Origin of the sequence: Streptomyces sp. Edi2, assembly GCF_040253635.1 — a bacterium.
Taxonomy (GTDB): Bacteria; Actinomycetota; Actinomycetes; order Streptomycetales; family Streptomycetaceae; genus Streptomyces.
On the sequence record NZ_JBEJGX010000003.1, the window covers coordinates 6,500,578 to 6,518,653 of the forward strand.

At 72.6% G+C, this 18,076-nt stretch carries 13 protein-coding genes; 7 read left to right on the forward strand and 6 right to left on the reverse strand.

The annotated features are described in order from the left end of the window. Positions 1-92: 92 nt before the first annotated feature. Complete coding sequence (locus tag ABR737_RS32015; protein ID WP_350254274.1) at positions 93-1,124, reverse strand: GlxA family transcriptional regulator; 1,032 nt, start codon at positions 1,122-1,124, stop codon at positions 93-95. A 187-nt stretch (positions 1,125-1,311) separates the two neighbouring features. Between ABR737_RS32015 and ABR737_RS32020 the strand changes: the two genes are divergently transcribed. Further along, complete coding sequence (locus ABR737_RS32020; RefSeq protein WP_350257000.1) at positions 1,312-1,629, forward strand: cupin domain-containing protein; 318 nt, start codon at positions 1,312-1,314, stop codon at positions 1,627-1,629. A gap of 51 nt (positions 1,630-1,680) precedes the next feature. Here ABR737_RS32020 and ABR737_RS32025 read toward each other — a convergent pair whose 3' ends face one another. Together ABR737_RS32025 and ABR737_RS32030 are read right to left on the reverse strand one after the other, a co-directional pair. After that, positions 1,681-2,712, reverse strand: a complete 1,032-nt coding sequence (locus ABR737_RS32025) for an LLM class flavin-dependent oxidoreductase (protein WP_350254276.1) — start codon at positions 2,710-2,712, stop codon at positions 1,681-1,683. 99 nt (positions 2,713-2,811) lie between these two features. Further along, the gene (locus ABR737_RS32030) at positions 2,812-4,296 is read right to left on the reverse strand and encodes a purine-cytosine permease family protein (protein ID WP_350254277.1); all 1,485 of its coding nucleotides are present in this window, start codon (positions 4,294-4,296) and stop codon (positions 2,812-2,814) included. 479 nt (positions 4,297-4,775) lie between these two features. Between ABR737_RS32030 and ftsY the strand changes: the two genes are divergently transcribed. Further along, positions 4,776-6,005, forward strand: coding sequence for a signal recognition particle-docking protein FtsY (gene ftsY, locus ABR737_RS32035; protein ID WP_093491687.1), 1,230 nt, complete (start codon positions 4,776-4,778; stop codon positions 6,003-6,005). Between the two features lie 224 nt (positions 6,006-6,229). Here the strand turns inward: ftsY and ABR737_RS32040 are convergent, their stop codons facing one another. Beyond that, entirely contained in the window at positions 6,230-6,898 is a 669-nt protein-coding gene (locus tag ABR737_RS32040) for a bifunctional DNA primase/polymerase (protein ID WP_350254280.1), read from the reverse strand. Positions 6,899-7,399: 501 nt separating this feature from the next. Between ABR737_RS32040 and nsdA the strand changes: the two genes are divergently transcribed. The 5 genes from nsdA to ffh all read left to right on the forward strand — a co-directional run bounded on the left by nsdA (position 7,400) and on the right by ffh (position 15,345). After that, complete coding sequence (nsdA, locus tag ABR737_RS32045; RefSeq protein WP_350254281.1) at positions 7,400-8,872, forward strand: transcriptional repressor NsdA; 1,473 nt, start codon at positions 7,400-7,402, stop codon at positions 8,870-8,872. Between the two features lie 403 nt (positions 8,873-9,275). Further along, complete coding sequence (locus tag ABR737_RS32050; protein ID WP_350254282.1) at positions 9,276-10,616, forward strand: ammonium transporter; 1,341 nt, start codon at positions 9,276-9,278, stop codon at positions 10,614-10,616. Continuing rightward, positions 10,613-10,951, forward strand: a complete 339-nt coding sequence (locus ABR737_RS32055) for a P-II family nitrogen regulator (RefSeq protein ID WP_088800278.1) — start codon at positions 10,613-10,615, stop codon at positions 10,949-10,951. Before ABR737_RS32050 ends, ABR737_RS32055 begins: the two co-directional genes overlap by 4 nt. Positions 10,952-11,130: 179 nt before the next feature. Further along, the gene (locus ABR737_RS32060; protein WP_350254283.1) at positions 11,131-13,671 is read left to right on the forward strand and encodes a [protein-PII] uridylyltransferase; all 2,541 of its coding nucleotides are present in this window, start codon (positions 11,131-11,133) and stop codon (positions 13,669-13,671) included. Between the two features lie 117 nt (positions 13,672-13,788). Beyond that, a complete protein-coding gene (ffh, locus tag ABR737_RS32065; protein WP_350254285.1) occupies positions 13,789-15,345 on the forward strand; it encodes a signal recognition particle protein in 1,557 nt (518 codons plus the stop codon). A gap of 156 nt (positions 15,346-15,501) precedes the next feature. Here ffh and ABR737_RS32070 read toward each other — a convergent pair whose 3' ends face one another. After that, a complete protein-coding gene (locus tag ABR737_RS32070) occupies positions 15,502-16,530 on the reverse strand; it encodes a phosphotriesterase family protein (protein ID WP_350254287.1) in 1,029 nt (342 codons plus the stop codon). 55 nt (positions 16,531-16,585) lie between these two features. Continuing rightward, complete coding sequence (locus ABR737_RS32075) at positions 16,586-18,076, reverse strand: YhfT family protein (protein WP_350254288.1); 1,491 nt, start codon at positions 18,074-18,076, stop codon at positions 16,586-16,588.

Sequence of the window (18,076 nt, forward strand, 5' to 3'; positions counted from 1 at the left end):
ACTGGGTACTGCCCCGGGTCAACAGGGACCCCGGGCAGTACCCGTTTTTTGTGCCGGGACGCTGCTTCTTCGTGCCGGTGCGCCGCGGCGTCTCAGACGTCGTCGCCGGCCCGGGGCGCGCCGTCCGCCGCACGGAACGCCCGCCGGTACGCGGACGGCGTGGTGTGCAGCGCGCGCTGGAAGCGCCGGCGGAAGTTGACCGCCGACGACAGGCCGACGCGCAGCGCGACCGCCTCGACGGGCAGGTCGCTCTCCTCCAACAGGGCCCGGGCGGCGCCGATACGGCGGTCCAGCAGCCATTGGCCGGGACTGGTACCGAGCTGGTCCGCGAACCGCCGGGCGAGGGTGCGCGGGGAGATCCCCAACTGCCGGGCCATGTCCTCGACGGAAACCGGCCCGGCCAGCCGGCCGGCCGCCCACTCCAGCAGCGGGGCCAGTGAGTGCCGCATGCCGGGGGCGGGGCCGGCACCCTCTCCCGGGGGCGGCGCCGCGTACTGGGTCTGGCCCCCTTCGCGGTGCGGCGGCATGACCATGTGCCGGGCGATCCGTGCGGCATGGGCCGCGCCGTGGTCGCGGCGTACGAGATGCAGACAGAGGTCCACCCCGGCCGCCGCTCCCGCGCTGGTCGCCAGGTCGCCGTGATCGATGTACAGCACCGCGGGGTCCACCTCGATACGGGGGAAACGCTCGGTGAGGGTGGCCGCCAGACTCCAGTGGGTGGTCGCCCGGCGGCCGTCCAGCAGCCCGGTCTGTGCCAGCGCGAAGGCACCGGAACAGATGCTGACCAGCCGGGCGCCCCGCGCATGCGCGCACCGCAGCGCCGAGCGGACGGCGGGCGCGAGCGGTTCCCCGGCCGGTGTCCAGCCGGGGATCACGACGGTGTCCGCGGTCTCCAGCGCCGGCAGGCCGCGGGTCACCACCATGTCGTACCCCGCCGTCGTCGGTACGGGGCCGGGCCGCGGCGTACACACCCCGAAGTCGTAGCGGGCGGGCAGCCCGGGGCGCCGGGTGCCGAAGACCTCGGCGGCGCAGCCGAGTTCGAAGACCGACTGGGGCGGGCGCACCAGTGCCACCACGCGGTGCACGGGGTCCTGCTGCGGGTCGTGCCGCGGCGATCCTGGCATGGCAGGAAAGTACCTCAGGGCGTCATTTCTGACACTGGGGGAGTGTCTTCCGTCCGGCGAGGCTGGGGACATGAACGATGCGAAGACGATCACGGACGCGGCCATGGGCGCGGCCACGGACGCGGCCACGAATGCGGCCAGGGACGGGCAAGGGACGAGGGACGGACGGGGCGCAGGGGGAGCCGGTCTGACCCCGGGCTACGTATGGACCGCGGTGGACGACGCCCCGGTCAAGGAGCTGTTCCCCGGCATCCGGATCAGGCCGCTGTGGACCGGCGGCAACGGGGCGAAGGCCCAGGTGCTGGAGATGGATCCGGGCAGCTGCTGGGAGGGCATCGATGTACACGCACCCGGGCCCGAGGAGGTCTTCGTGGTGTCCGGCACCTTCAACGACGGTGACGGCGACCACCCGGCCGGGTCCTTCCTCCATGCGCCGGCCGGCTCCTGGCACGTCCCGCAGTCGGCGGCGGGCTGCACCCTTTTCGTCTTCTACCCGGAAGGCTGAATCCGCCCCGGCCGTCAGCCCTTGAGGCATGGCACACCTCTTCGGCGGGCGTCAGTCCTTGAGGCGCGGCAGCACCTCCTCGGCGAACAGATGCAGCGAGCGCCACCCCTCGTCGACGGGCATCCCGCCGCACAGCGGATGCAGGATCAGCGAGCCTCGGGCGCCCGCCTGCCGGGCGAGCCGCAGGCACTCGTCCGGGGTGACGATGCGGTAGACGCCCTCCTCGCGCAGCGCCGCGACGTCCCGGGCCGACGAGCGCACCGCGGAGCGGGTGCCGGCGGACTGCCAGGAGGCGTACATCCGGGCCTCGTGCAGCAGATGGTCCCCGTACGCGGCCCAGGTGCGGCCCGGGTCCTCGGAGAGGTGGAGGAGCGAGGTCCGTTCGGGCGGCTGCAGCACCCAGCCTTCGGTGCCGAAGGCGGTGCGCTGCTCGTGGTAGTAGGCCTCCAGTTCAGGGAGGTGGGCACTGGGGAAGAAAGGGAGGCCCAGGCGGGCCGCGCGCCGGGCGGCGGCCCGGGAGCTGCCGCCGATCAGCAGCAGGGGGTGCGGCCGGGTGTACGGGCGGGGAGTGACCCGGACCGTGCGCCCCCGGTAGGTGAACGGTTCACCGGTCCAGGCGGACAGCAGGGTCTCCAGTACCTCGTCCTGGAGCGCGCCGCGGCCCCGCCAGTCCTTCCCGTGTGCCGCGTACTCCTCGGGCCGGTAGCCGAGACCGGCGACGGTGACCAGCCGGCCGCCGCTGAGGAGGTCGAGCGAGGCGAGGTCTTCGGCCAGCCGCAGCGGGTCGTGCAGCGGGGTGATCAGCGCGGAGACGGTGACGCCGATGCGGCGGGTGGTGCCGAAGACGGCGCCCGCGAAGGTGAGCGGGGAGGGCATCCAGCCGTTGGTGGTGGCGTGGTGCTCCTCGGTCTGGACCATGGTCAGGCCGCGGTCGTCGGCGAAGGCGGCCATCTCGACGGCGGCCCGGTAGCGGGCGGACAGCGCGGCCGGCGTGGGCGCGGGGTCGACGAGGTTGATGCGCAGGACCGTGACTGGCGGGCCAGGCAGGTCGGACAGGTCAGGCGGGTCGGGCAGGGCAGACATGGCAAACGTCCCCTTCGCCAAGGCGGTTGGCGAAGGGGACGCTAGCTGACGTTACGTCAGACCACTAGAGGGCGGTCGCGGTCCGCGGGGCGGGCCGGGTCAGCCCGCCTCGACCGGCTGCCGGGCCCCGGCCGCATCGCCGTCCCCGGCCGCCGGGACGGACTCCCGGGGCGCCGGCAGTACGGCGAAGACGACCGCGGCGATCGCGATCGTGGCCGCCCAGCCCAGGCCGTTCTCGCCGATCCAGGTGGTGGCCAGCGGGCCGGTGAACCACTGGACCTTGGTGAAGCACAGGCCCGCGGCGAGGGCGACCGCCCAGGCGGTCATGGCCTGCCAGCAGAAGCCGCCGGTGTACCAGTAGCGGCTGGTGCGGCCGGTGTTCATCAGGCTGTCGGCGTCATAGCGCACCGCCAGCTTGCGCCGCCGGGCCATGTCGACGCCGTAGACGCCGATCCAGGCGGAGAAGGAGACCGCGAGCAGCGTCAGGAAGGCGATGAACTGGCCGATGAAGTCCTGGGCCACCAGCATCATGAACAGGCCGCCGACCAGGCTGATGACGGCATTGATGCTGACCGCGAGGGCGCGCGGCAGCTTGACGCCCATGGTCTGGGCGGTGAAGCCCGCGGAGTACATCGACAGGCTGTTGATCAGCACCATGCCGACCAGCGCGGTGACCAGGTAGGGCACCGCGAGCCAGGACGGCAGGATGGTGCCGAGGAACGACATCGGGTCGGTGTTCTGGCCGGCCAGCTTCGGGTTCGAGACGGCCATCACGCCGCCCATCAGCACCATCGGCAGCAGCACCAGGGCCGCGCCGGAGACGGTGGTGCCGACGATCTTCTTGCCGGACGTGGAGCGCGGGAGGTAGCGGGCGAAGTCGGGGCCCGTGGGCACCCAGCTGATGCCGCCGGCCGCGATGGTGCCGATGCCCGCGATCACCATGGCGGTGGTGCCGGCCTTCTTGGCGAAGATGGCGTCCCAGTCCATCGTGGCGACCAGGTAGACCAGCACCATGATGCTGAACAGGCCGAACAGGTACGTCGAGTACTTGTTGCAGATGTTGAGCGCCTTGCGGCCCAGGCCGCTCACCAGGTAGGTGACGGCCACGAAGGCGAGCAGGGTGACGACGACGAGGACGTCGTTCTTCTGGATGCCCAGCAGCAGATGCAGCACGGTCAGTACCGCGTAGGCGCCGGTGACCGCGTTGATCGTTTCCCAGCCGAAGCGGGCGACCCACAGGATCGCGCCGGGGAAGTAGTTGCCGCGGACGCCGAAGGCGGCCCGGGAGAGCATCGCGCCGGGGGCACCGCCCCACTTGCCCGAGACCGACAGCACGCCCACCATGCCGAACGCGACGGTCGCGGCGATCACGGCCACCAGCAGGACCTGCCAGAAGTTCAGCCCGTTGTTGACCACGAGCGAGGCGCCCATGGTGAGCAACAACACGCTGATGTTGGCGGCGACCCAGGTCGGGAAGAGCTCGCGGACGCGGCCCTGGCGTTCGTGGTCGGGAACGGGCTCGATGCCGCGGGTCTCGACGGCGCCTTCGGTTGCGGGAGCGGAAGCGGACGTGGTGGTGCCCATTGGTGCAGGTATCTCCATGCGGGGATCTGGAGGCACCCCCGGGGGGGAGGTGCAGGCAGCGACTGTGGTGCCTTGGCCAGAATTGGTTGCCAGGACTCTACGCGCGTTGCGCGGCCGCCCACCATCGTACTTTGATCCAACTTCTACCGATTCGTTCCGTTGGACCCCACGACGAGAACGAGTGTCGCCCACCTTCGTCGAACGGTCCAGTCGAGCGTTTCTGACCAGGCCGGAGGCGGTACGGACCGTCGCCGTCCCGGTACGGACCGTCGTCCCGCCCACTCGGTGGCGGCTCGTCGCGGCAGCTCCCCGGGGGTCACCTGCGGGTCATCGGCCGGCGGGGAGATCCACGTCTCGTCACCGGCCCGCTCGCGCTCTTCGGCGACCATTTCCGGCCACTCCCGGCGTCCGTTCCCGCCCGCCGTGGCTTCGGCGCGTGCGGTCCCCACGGGCGGGGCGTGGCTGATACTGGAGGGGTTATGGAAACCGTGATCCTTGCCGTCATCATCGCCGTGGTCGTGCTCGGCGCGATCAGCGGGCTCGTCGTCAGCGGCCGCAAGAAGAAGCAGCTGCCGCCGTCCCCGCCGGCCGCCCCGAAGCCCTCCGTTACCGCGCCCCCCGCCGAACCGCAGGTCGGCGAGGAGGCCGAGACCCCCAGCGACGAAGAACGTCGCACCATCGAAGAAGTCACGCTGCCCACCGCCGAGGCCCCCGTGGCCGAAGCACCGGCCGCCGAGCCCGAGGCGCCCGCCGCGCCCGAGATCGAGGTCCCCGAGCCCACCGCGGGACGGCTGGTCCGGCTGCGTGCCCGGCTCTCCCGCTCCCAGAACACCCTGGGCAAGGGCCTGCTGACCCTGCTGTCCCGGGAACACCTCGACGAGGAGACCTGGGAGGAGATCGAGGACACCCTGCTGACCGCCGACGTCGGCGTCGCTCCCACCCAGGAGCTCGTCGAGCGGCTGCGCGAGCGGGTCAAGGTCCTCGGCACCCGTACCCCCGAGGGGCTGCGCGCCCTGCTGCGCGAGGAGCTGCTCACCCTCATCGGCACGGACGCCGACCGCACCGTGCACACCGCCAACGGCATCGGCAACGGCGGCGACGAGATCCCCGGCGTCGTCATGGTCGTCGGCGTCAACGGCACCGGCAAGACCACCACCACCGGCAAGCTCGCCCGTGTCCTGGTCGCCGACGGCAAGTCCGTGGTCCTCGGCGCCGCCGACACCTTCCGCGCCGCGGCCGCCGACCAGCTGCAGACGTGGGGCGAGCGGGTCGGTGCCCGTACGGTCCGCGGACCCGAGGGCGGCGACCCCGCCTCGATCGCCTTCGACGCGGTGAAGGAAGGCATCACCGAGGCCGCCGATGTCGTGCTGATCGACACCGCCGGCCGGCTGCACACCAAGACCGGGCTGATGGACGAGCTCGGCAAGGTCAAGCGGGTCGTCGAGAAGCACGGCCCGGTCGGCGAGGTGCTGCTCGTCCTGGACGCCACCACCGGCCAGAACGGCCTGGTCCAGGCCCGGGTGTTCGCCGAGGTCGTGGACATCACCGGGGTCGTGCTCACCAAGCTCGACGGCACCGCCAAGGGCGGCATCATCGTCGCCGTCCAGCGCGAGCTCGGCGTCCCCGTCAAGCTCGTCGGCCTGGGCGAGGGCGCGGACGACCTGGCGCCGTTCGAGCCGGAGGCCTTCGTCGACGCCCTGATCGACTGAGGTCGCGGCCAGGGCGCCACGCCCCGGACCGTCATCGGCCCCCGGACCCGCACACGGCGGGTACCGGGGGCCGGCGTCATTCCCCCTAAACGCCCGGGCCCGGTGTCGTGCCCCTGGCGCCCGCGCTCCGGCGTCGTGCCCCTGGGGGCCCGGGCCTTCCGGTCGCGTACGCGGCGCCCGCTCCCGTGCGCCGCACGTCCGGGGAGGCGGGAGCGACCCCGGGCTCACACCGCTGAGCGGTGGCACACATACGCCAGGGTGCCCACCACCAGCCGCGCCTGCGGCGGCCGGCCCGCGGTGTCAAGCGTCGGCGGGCGCAGCCAGCGCATGGGGCCGTGGCCGCCGAGGTCGGAGGGCGGTGCGGTGATGTGGTCGCCGGGGCCCAGGGACCGCAGATCGAGCGTCGCGTCGTCCCAGCCCATCCGGTAGAGCAGATCGGGGAGTTCCTTGGCCGCCCCGGGGGCGACGAAGAACAGCGCCCGGCCGGTCGGGGTCACCGCGACCGGGCCGAGCGGCAGGCCCATCCGCTCCAGGCGTGCCAGGGCGTTGCGTCCCGCGGCCTCCGGCACGTCGAGGATGTCGAACGACCGGCCCACCGGGAGTAAGAGCGCGGCGCCCGGTGTCTCCGCCCAGGCCGCGGCGGCCGTCTCCCAGCTCGCCCCGGCCGCCAGCTCCGCGGCGAAGGCCAGCGGATGGGCGCCGGGCGCGGGGCAGTCCGCGGCGCCGCACGAGCAGTCCGTGCCTCCGCTGCCCGCGCGCACCGCCCGGGCGCCGGGGACGACATCCCAGCCCCACAGCCCGGTGTACTCCGCCGCCGCCGTGATGTCGGTCGAGCGGGCGCGGCGCCGGGAGCTGGAACGCATCTCTCGGATGCCGCCGATCGTGAAGCCCATGCCCCCTCCAACGGGTGGTGCGTGCCAGTGGTTACGAGTCGGCGGGTTGACGGCGTCGTGCCCTTCACGCTCCGTCGCCGGCCCGTGGTGCCGGTGGTGTGACGTGGTGTGCCGGGTGGTGCGGTGTGCCGTGCGAGCCCTGGCGCGCTTCGCTCCGCCCGGCCTCGCTCGACCTGTGTCAAGTCAATCGCGGGAGCCTGTCGGGGAGTTCATACGAAGGGGTGGCGAATGGTGGCGTTTCCGCAATCGCCCTCGCGCGAGGGGTGATCGTAGGATTACTTTCGGTGCACGAACCCCGGAGAGGCATCATTCGCACGGGTATGCCGGTGGCAACCACCGGTGGGGCACAGGCCAAAAGGTGTGGCCGGAATCCGTGGTCGGGTAGATGTACCCCGGACAGGCGTCGCAACAGGCGGCAGGCTGTGGCGGGTTCGCGGCACGCGCCGGGTATCCGGGCACCGGGCACAGACATCAAGGCAGCTATCGGGATGGGGGCTTCCAGTGGGAGGCAACGGCGGCAGTGGCGGCACCGACGCCGCCAAACAACCCAACGCACAGCTGGGTTCGTGGTTCATGCGCAGCGGCTGGTCCAAGGGGGAGCTGGCGCGGCAGGTCAACCGCCGGGCACGCCAGATGGGCGCGCACCACATCAGCACGGACACCTCACGGGTCCGCCGCTGGCTCGACGGCGAGCAGCCGCGCGAGCCCATCCCGCGGATCCTGTCCGAGCTGTTCTCCGAGCGCTTCGGCTGTGTGGTCGGCATCGAGGAGCTGGGGCTGCGCTCCGCGCACCAGTCCCCGTCCGTCTCCGGCGTGGACCTGCCCTGGGCCGGGGCCCAAACGGTCAGCCTCATCAGTGAGTTCTCGCGCAGCGACCTGATGCTGGCCCGCCGCGGCTTCCTCGGCACCTCCCTCGCCCTCGCGGCCGGCCCCAGCCTCATCGAGCCGATGCAGCGCTGGCTGGTCCCGGTCCCGGCGGGCCAGGGCGACGCGGCGGAGCCCGACCGTGCCCGGCGGCCCGCACGGCTGTCCAAGCCGGAGCTGGACCTTCTCGAGTCGACGACCGCGATGTTCCGGCAGTGGGACGCGCAGTGCGGCGGCGGGCTGCGGCGCAAGGCCGTGGTCGGCCAGCTCCACGAGGTCACCGATCTGCTCCAGGAGCCGCAGCCCGCGGCGGTGTCCAAGCGGCTGTTCAAGGTCGCCGCCGAACTCGCCGAACTGGCCGGCTGGATGAGCTACGACATCGGGCTGCAGCCCACCGCCCAGAAATACTTCGTGCTGGCCCTGCACGCGTCCAAGGAGGCCGGCGACCGGCCCCTGGGCTCGTACATCCTCTCCAGCATGAGCCGGCAGATGATCCACCTCGGCCGGCCCGACGACGCACTGGAACTCATCCATCTGGCCCAGTACGGCAGCCGCGAAACGGCCACCCCGCGCACCCAGGCCATGTTGTATGCGATGGAGGCCCGCGCCTACGCCGGGATGGGCCAGCCCAGCAAGGTCAAGCGGGCCGTCCGGATGGCCGAGGACACCTTCTCCGACGTGCTGCCCGGCGAGCCCGAACCGGACTGGATCCGCTTCTTCTCCGAGGCCGAGCTGAACGCCGAGAACGCCCACTCCTACCGCGATCTCGCCTATGTCGCCGGCCGCAGCCCCACCTACGCCTCGCTCGCCGAGCCCGTCATGGCGCGCGCCGTGGAGCTGTTCGGCCAGGACCCCGAGCACCAGCGTTCGTATGCGCTCAACCTGATCGGGATGGCCACCGTGCACCTGCTGCAGAAGGAGCCCGAAGCCTGCGCGGCGATGGCGCAGCAGGCGATCCCGTTCGCCCGGCAGGTCCGCTCGGAGCGGGTCAACACCCGGCTGCGCAAGACCGTGGACACCGCGGCGCGGGAATTCGGCGGCGTCGCCGAGGTGATCCGGCTCAGCGACGAGCTCACCCGCCAGCTTCCCGAATCAGCGGCGGCCGTCTGACGGCACGCCCTCCCCGGACTCCGGCCGCGGCCGCCGCCCCGTACAGCCCGACTCGGCTCCCCCATGCCAGGTCACGCGGGCGGCAGCCGCGGCCGGGCTGTTCTTTGCGCCTAAACCGGCGCCGCTTTCGCGGAGGGGGTTGGGCGCCGTGGGGGTTGCTCAATTGGCGTTTTCGGTGGGAACGGGGGGATGTGGGGGCGGTCTGCGGCTGGTCTGGTGGCTCGGGTGTGGGTGATCCGGGGGTGATCTGGGAGTTCACCGGGGTGTAACACGGGGGCCTTCTTCGTCACGGTGGGGAAACACCCGCAAGGTTTGGCCGAAACCACGCTGCGACAACCTCATCGCGAAGCCGGCCCACCAGAAACACGCCCGCACGGGCCGCATCGACGACGAGGAGACGCCGATGCCCCCAGGCATCCTGACGCTTGCAGCAGACAAGGTGACGCTCAGCCCGGCGAACACCGGGTTCATGCTGATCTGCTCCGCCCTGGTGATGATCATGACCCCCGGGCTCGCCTTCTTCTACGGCGGTATGGTCCGGGTCAAGAGCGTGCTCAACATGCTGATGATGAGCTTCATCAGCCTGGGCATCGTCACCATCCTGTGGGTCCTGTACGGCTTCGGACTCGCCTTCGGCACCGACAAGGGCGGCTTCATCGGCTGGAACGGCAACTTCGCCGGCCTCAGCCACATCGGCCTGACCGAGCTGTGGGGCACCAGCACCATCCCGGTCTATGTCTTCGCGGTCTTCCAGCTGATGTTCGCGGTCATCACGCCCGCGCTGATCAGCGGTGCACTCGCCGACCGGGTGAAGTTCACCGCCTGGGCGCTCTTCATCGCCCTGTGGGTCACCGTGGTGTACTTCCCCGTCGCCCACTGGGTCTGGGGCGAGGGCGGCTGGCTCTTCGAGCTGAAGGTCATCGACTTCGCGGGCGGTACCGCGGTGCACATCAACGCCGGCGCCGCGGCGCTCGGCGTGCTCCTCGTCGTCGGCAAGCGCATCGGCTTCAAGAAGGACCCGATGCGGCCGCACAGCCTGCCCCTGGTGATGCTCGGCGCCGGGCTGCTGTGGTTCGGCTGGTTCGGCTTCAACGCCGGCTCCTGGCTCGGCAACGACGACGGCATCGGCGCGGTCGCCTTCGTCAACACCCAGGTCGCCACCGCCGCCGCGATGCTCGGCTGGCTGGCGTACGAAAAGCTCCGGCACGGCTCGTTCACCACGCTCGGCGCGGCTTCCGGCGCGGTCGCCGGCCTGGTCGCGATCACCCCGGCCTGCGGCGCGGTCAGCCCGCTGGGTGCCATCGCGGTCGGTGTGATCGCCGGTGTGCTGTGCGCCATGGCCGTCAATCTCAAGTACAAGTTCGGCTACGACGACTCTCTGGACGTCATCGGTGTCCACCTCGTCGGCGGTGTCGTCGGCTCGCTGCTGATCGGCTTCTTCGCCACCGGCGGGGTGCAGAGCAAGGCCAAGGGCCTGTTCTACGGCGGCGGCCTCGACCAACTCGGCCGGCAGGCCGTCGGTGTGGTCTGCGTACTGCTGTACTCCCTGGTCGTCTCCTACGTCCTTGCCAAGGCCATCGACCTGGTGATGGGCTTCCGGGTCGGCGAGGACGAGGAGGTCGCCGGCATCGACCAGGCCGCACACGCGGAGACCGCGTACGACTTCGCCGGCGCGGGCGGCGGCACGGTCGGCCGCAAGGGACCGGCACTCGGCGAGGCTCTGACGAAGAAGGTGGACGCGTGAAGCTCATCACGGCAGTAATCAAGCCGCACCGGCTGGACGAGGTGAAGGACGCCCTGCAGGCCTTCGGTGTGCACGGTCTGACGCTCACCGAGGCCAGCGGCTACGGCAGGCAGCGCGGGCACACGGAGGTGTACCGCGGCGCCGAGTACACCGTCGATCTGGTGCCCAAGATCCGCGTCGAGGTGCTGGTCGAGGACGCCGACGCCGAGGAGCTGATGGACGTCGTCGTCAAGGCGGCACGCACCGGCAAGATCGGCGACGGGAAGGTCTGGAGCATCCCGGTCGACGACGCGGTACGGGTGCGGACCGGGGAGCGGGGACCGGACGCACTGTGAGGCCACCGCCACCCGCCGCCGTGGCGCGGCTCCGGAACCGGCGGCACCCGCTGCCGTGCCGGAGCGGACGCCCGGCGGCGGATGGCAGCCCGGCCCGCGGCGGCCCAGACTGAAGGTGCCCCAGGGCCGTACGGGGACGACGTGACCGCGGGGGACCAGACGACCGAGGAGCGCGCGAGGTGACGGAGAGCGTCGAGGAAACGGCAGGACCGGACGGAACACCGGGCCCGGCGCGGGAGCCCGCGCACGACGGCGGCTACCCGGCGGCCCGGCTGCGGCTCCTCCAGGACGAGGCGGCCATCGGACCCGATCGCCGCGCCGACCTCGCCCGGCTGACCGACGACTGGCTGGCCGGCCTGCTGCACCGGCACGCCACCGAAGCCGGCCTGTCCGGCACCGCCCTGGTCGCCGTCGGCGGCTACGGCCGCGGCGAACTCTCCCCGCGCAGCGATCTCGACCTGCTCCTGCTGCACGACGGCCGCGCCGCCCCCGCCGACCTCGCCGCGCTCGCCGACCGCCTCTGGTACCCCGTCTGGGACCTCGGGCTGGCCCTCGACCACTCCGTTCGCACCCCCGCCGAGGCCCGTAAAGCGGCCCGCGACGACCTGAAGGTGCAGCTGGGCCTGCTCGACGCCCGGCACCTGGCCGGCGACGCCGAACTGACCGGCGCGCTGCGCACCACCGCCTACGCCGACTGGCGGGCGAGCGCCCCCAAACGGCTCCCCGAGCTCCACGACCTGTGCCAGGAGCGCGCCGAGCGGCAGGGCGAGCTGCAGTACCTGCTCGAACCCGACCTCAAGGAGGCCAGGGGCGGGCTGCGGGACGCCACCGCGCTGCGTGCGGTCGCCGCCTCCTGGCTCGCCGACGCCCCGCGCGGCGGCCTGGAAGCCGCCCGCACCCGTCTGCTGGACACCCGCGACGCGCTGCATCTGACCACCGGCCGCGCCACCGACCGGCTCTCCCTCCAGGAACAGGACCAGGTCGCCGGCGCCCTCGGCATGCTCGACGCGGACGCCCTGCTGCGGCAGACCTACGAATCCGCCCGCACCATCTCCTACGCCGCCGATGTCACCTGGCGGGAGGTCGGCCGGGTGCTGCGCGCCCGCTCCGTCAAGCCCATGCTGCGCGGGCTGCTGCACGGCCGTACCGCGGGCAAGGGCGAGCGCTCACCGCTCGCCGAGGGCGTCGTCGAACTCGACGGCGAGGCGGTGCTGGCCCGTACCGCACGCCCCGAGCGGGACCCGGTGCTGGTCCTGCGCGCCGCGGCCGCCGCCGCCCAGGCCGGGCTGCCGCTGGCCACCCACTCGATCCGCCGGTGCAGCACGGCCGCCGCCACCCGGCCGCTGCCCGTGCCCTGGCCCGCCGAGGCCCGCGAACAGCTGGTGACGCTGCTGGGCGCGGGCAGCCACACCGTCCCCGTATGGGAGGCACTGGAGGCCGAGGGCATCATCACGCGGCTGCTGCCCGACTGGGAACGCGTCCGCTGCCGCCCCCAGCGCAACCCCGTCCACACCTGGACCGTGGACCGCCACCTCATCGAGACCGCGGTCCGCGCCTCGGCCCTGACCCGCCGGGTGCACCGCCCCGACCTGCTGCTGATCGCCGCCCTGCTGCACGACATCGGCAAGGGCTGGCCCGGTGACCACTCGGTGGCCGGTGAGACCATCGCCCGCGACGTGGCGGCCCGGCTCGGCTTCGGCGCCCGCGACACCGCGGTGATCGCCACTCTCGTACGGCACCACCTGCTGCTCGTCGAGACCGCCACCCGGCGCGATCTGGACGACCCGGCGACCGTGGGCGCGGTCGCCGAGGCGGTCGGCAGCACCGGCACCCTGGAGCTGCTGCACGCCCTGACCGAGGCCGATGCCCTGGCCACCGGCCCCGCCGCCTGGAGCGCCTGGCGCGGTGGACTCGTCGCCGACCTGGTCAAACGGGTCACCGCGCGGCTCGCGGGGGAGCCCCGTACGGAGGTACGCGACGCCGATGAGCCGACCGCGGAGCAGGAGCGGCTGGCGATCGAGGCCCGGCGCACCGGCGGCCCGGTCCTGGCGCTGCACACCCGCTCCGAACCCGCCGCCGGAACCGGGGACGGGTCCGCGCCGCCCGACCGGGAGCCGGTCGGTGTGGAACTGCTCATCGCCGTACCCGCCCACCGGTCACCCGGCCGCCGCCCCTCGACGAGCCCGGCGGGCACACCGGGCGTCCTGCCCGCCGCGGCAGGTGTGCTGGCCCTGCACCGGCTCACCGTCCGCGCCGCCGACCTGCTGCTGCTCGACCCCGTCGACGACGGCCCGGTCCTGCTGCTGCGCTGGCGGGTGGCCGCTGAATACGGCTCGCTGCCGCGCCCCGACCGGCTGCGCGCCGACCTGGCCCGCGCCCTGGACGGCTCCCTCGACGTCCCCGCCCGCCTCGCCGAGCGCGAACGCGCCTACGCCCGCCGGGCCCGAGCCGTGCTCGCCCCGCCGCCGCGGGTCACCGTGGTCACCGGCAGCTCCCGCACCGCCACCGTCATCGAGGTCCGCGCCCAGGACGCACACGGTCTGCTGCACCGCATCGGCCGCGCCCTGGAGAAGGCCGGCGTCGCCGTCCGCAGCGCCCACATCAGCACCCTGGGCGCGAACGCGGTGGATGCGTTCTATGTCACGGGGGCGGACGGGGAGCCCCTGTCCGACGGCGCGGCCCATGAGGTGGCGGCGGCCGTGGAGCGCGCTCTGCAGTAGCGGCCGGGGCGCGGGGAAGGAGCGGCGGGGAGCGGGGCAGGACCGGTTCGCTTGCGCAGCCCGATACCCTGGAACCCGACTGAAGCCTGCCCCCGACCCCGAGGATCGACGACCGCCGTGTTCGATACGCTTTCCGACCGCTTGGCGAGTACTTTCAAAAACCTCCGGGGCAAGGGCCGCCTGAGCGAGGCGGACATCGACGCCACGGCGCGCGAGATCCGTATCGCGCTGCTCGAAGCCGATGTCGCCCTCCCCGTTGTCCGCGCCTTCATCAAGCAGGTCAAGGAGCGTGCCACCGGCTCCGAGGTCTCCCAGGCGCTGAACCCCGCCCAGCAGGTCATCAAGATCGTCAACGAGGAGCTCGTCGGCATCCTCGGCGGCGAGACCCGCCGGCTGCGGCTCGCCAAGACGCCCCCGACCGTGATCATGCTGGCGGGTCTGCAGGGTGCCGGTAAGACCACCCTCGCCGGAAAGCTCGGCCGCTGGCTCAAGACGCAGGGGCACGCCCCGCTGCTGGTCGCCTGTGACCTCCAGCGCCCCAACGCCGTCAACCAGCTCCAGGTCGTCTCGGAGCGCGCGGAGGTCGCCTTCTACGGCCCCCAGCCGGGCAACGGCGTCGGCGACCCGGTCCAGGTGGCCAAGGACTCCATCGAGTACGCGGGCACCAAGCAGCACGACGTCGTCATCGTCGACACCGCCGGCCGTCTGGGCATCGACCAGGAACTGATGCAGCAGGCCGCGGACATCCGCGACGCGGTCAGCCCCGACGAGGTCCTGTTCGTCGTCGACGCGATGATCGGTCAGGACGCGGTCAACACCGCCGAGGCGTTCCGCGACGGCGTCGGCTTCGACGGCGTGGTGCTCTCCAAGCTCGACGGTGACGCCCGCGGTGGTGCCGCGCTGTCCGTCGCGCACGTCACCGGCAAGCAGATCATGTTCGCCTCCAACGGCGAGAAGCTGGACGACTTCGACGCGTTCCACCCGGACCGCATGGCGTCCCGCATCCTCGGCATGGGCGACATGCTCAGCCTGATCGAGAAGGCCGAGCAGACCTTCAGCCAGGACGAGGCCGAGAAGATGGCGGCCAAGCTGGCGAAGGGCCCCAAGGAGTTCACCCTCGACGACTTCCTGGCCCAGATGGAGCAGGTCCGCAAGATGGGCTCCATCTCCAAGCTGCTCGGCATGCTGCCCGGCATGGGGCAGATGAAGGACCAGATCAACAACCTCGACGAGCGCGAGGTCGACCGCACGGCCGCCATCATCAAGTCGATGACCCCGGCCGAGCGCCAGGAGCCGACGATCATCAACGGCTCGCGCCGGGCCCGTATCGCCAAGGGTTCCGGTGTCGACGTCAGCGCGGTCAAGGGCCTGGTCGAGCGGTTCTTCGACGCCCGCAAGATGATGTCCAAGATGGCCCAGGGCGGCGGCATGCCCGGGATGCCCGGCATGCCGGGGATGCCTGGCATGGGCGGCGGGGCCCGCAAGAAGAAGCAGGTCAAGCAGGCCAAGGGCAAGCGCAAGAGCGGTAACCCGATGAAGCGCAAGGCTGACGAAGAGGCCGCCGCGGCGCGCCGGGAGGCCGCCCAGTCCGGCAACCCGCTGGGCCTGCCGCAGGGCGGCCAGGACCCGCAGAACTTCGAACTCCCCGAGGAATTCAAGAAGTTCATGGGCTGACCCTCCCGCGCCCTCGCGCGTCCGCGCGCAGCTTCGGCTGACGAGCCCCCGGCCTCCTGTGGGTGGTCGGGGGCTCTGCCGTGTCCGGCGGATGGGGGCGCATTGGAGCGGGCAGGGGGCAGACGCGGGGCGGGCGCCGGCCCCCGCGCCCCTGCCTCATCGCCCCCGGGCCGGCCCGGCACCGCCCTCCGGGCCGTCGTCTGCCCGGCCGTCGGCCACCCCGCCTCCGCCCGGAGCCGCCGGCCCGTCGTCCGCCCCGTCCCGCCCCGTGAGAAACCGCAGCGGGTTGCGCCGCGTCAGCCGGTCGATCAGCTCCTCGTCCACGCCCGCCGCCCGCAGCCGCGGCAGGAAGGACCGGAACAGGTGCCCGTAGCCCATCCCGCCCTCGCTGAGCAGATAGCCGTGGCGGGAGACATCGCAGCTCAACAGCACCCGGTCGGCGTATCCGGACTCCAGGAGGGCCAGCAGCAGCCGCAGCCGCGCCCGGTCGCTCCGGTAGCTCTCCTTGCCGACGGTGTCGAACGCGATGTACGCACCGGCCGCCGCCAGTTCCCGGTGCACCGCCGGATCGTCGAGCAGGTCCTGATGGCCGATGCTGACCCGGTGCGGCGGGAGCCCGGCCGCCGTCAGCAGCTCCAGCTGGGCCAGGCCGCCGCGGCCGAACTGGGCATGGGTGGCCACCGACAGCCCGGTCGCCGTGGCGGCGAGCGCCGCCGCGGTCAGCGTCCGCGCCTCCGGCTCGCTCGGCACGTCGCCGTGGCTGCCGACCTCGCCGATCACCCCGGGACGGATCCCGGAGCCACCGCAGCCGCGCTCGATCTCCCCGACCAGCGTGCCGGCCAGCCGCTCGGCGCTGGTGCGGCTCAGCTCCGCCGGATGGAAAGGCTCGTAATACCAGCCGGTCGCCGCGATGACCGCCACCCCCGAATCCGCGGCGATCCGGGCCATCGACGCCACATCGCGCCCCATGCCCCGGCAGGTGAGTTCGACGAGCAGGCCGAGCCCGAACTCGGTGCGCAGCGACGCCAGTTCCTCGGTGATCGCGGCGCGGTGCCCGGCAGTCAGGGTCGCCGCGCTGTCGGCGCCCCGGGTCAGATCGAGCGCCAGATGCTCATGGGCGAGCACCGGCCCGCGTACGGCGGAAGCGGGCAGGGTGCCCGAGACGGTTTGCAGCAGATCGCTCATCAGTGCCTTCCCGGCCCGCCCGGCGCGGCCGAAGCCTGTCCGGGAACGGGCCCCGTCAGGAGGTGAGAGGGGTGAACAGGTCCAGCCAGTACAGGACGTTGAGCAGGACACCGCCGGCGACGACCGCGGCGGGCCCCGCGGCGGTGCGGACCACCACCCGCCCCATCGCCTCGTTCAGCAGGTACAGCCCGCCGACGAGCAGGATGCCCAGCCCGCCGCCCATCGCCTGGGCGGCCAGCAACGAGCCGAAGAGCAGCGCCAGTTGCAGTGTCGCGCCGATCGCACCGCGTAGCTGCTCGGAGGAGTCGCGCACCGACGGCAGCCCGCCCAGCACCCGGCCGATCCCGCTGAGCGCCAGCACCTCGGCGGCGAAGACCAGCGCCCCGCACACCAGCGCCCACCACGGGCTCGGCAGCAGATAGCCGAGCGGGTAGACGAAGGTGAAGCCCGCGATGCCATACGCACCGGAGGCCAGCGCGGTGGTGGCGATGAGCGGCAGGAACCCGAAGGCGCGGTAGAAGTCGACCTGCGCCGCCTCCACGGTGCGCCCCTTGGCGATCAGGAAGCTTGCCGCCTCCCCGCCGCCGAATATGTGCAGCTGTGCCAGCAGACACACCCCGGCGCCCAGCGCCATGAACAGCGGCAGATGGCGGCGCAGGCGGGCTGCGCTCGCGCTGAACAGCGACACCATGGGGTCCTCGTCCGGCCCGGCGGGCAGCTCGTCCGCTGCTTTCGTCCGGTCTTCTGCTGCTCCCGTTTGCCGGCCCGCCGCTCCCGCTTGCTCGTCCGCCGCCTCCGCCCGCTCGTGCGCCGTCCCCGCCCACTCGTGCGCCGTCTCCGCCCGCTCGCCCGCTGCCCGGACCCGCTCCCTGCGCCGCTGCCGTAGATCCCTGGCGACCGCGAAGCCGATCAGCAGCAGCACTCCGGCGGCCATCGCCGGCGCCCCGGCGAACACCTCCGGCAACAGCTTCATCGTGACGACGACGAGAGCGAGCTCCACCACCCCCGCCACCGCGCCCGGCAGCCTGCCGAACTGCTTGCTGATCGCCAGCACCGGGAACAGCGTGAACAGGAACAGGATCGGCGTCGCCATCCGCTGCATGGCCGTCAGAAAATCGACCGGCAGCTCGTGTGCCACCTCATTGGCGCCCTTGAGCCCGAACACCACCACCGCGCCCCAGGCACCGCCCAGCACCGGCGCGAGCCACTTCCTCGGCGCGAGGATGCCCAGCAGATCGGTCGGCAGGAACACCAGCCAGGGGTTGAGCACACCCGACGACAGCGCCATGGGCGCGCCGAGTCCGAAGATGAAGCCGGCCGACAGGCCGAAGGAGACCGCACCGGTCGCGCTGCGGGTGGCCCGCCCCTGGAGGAAGTCCAGCAGGAACGGCCGTACGCCGTCGTTGAACACCGCCAGTGCCCGATGCGCCAGGTACGCGGTCAGCGCGCACACCCCGATGACGGTCAGCTGCCCGGCCGTGGAGAAGTCGAGGGCGCCGGCCGCGGCAGCCGGGCCCGGGGGCGCGGCAGCGGGGAGGCTGCCCAC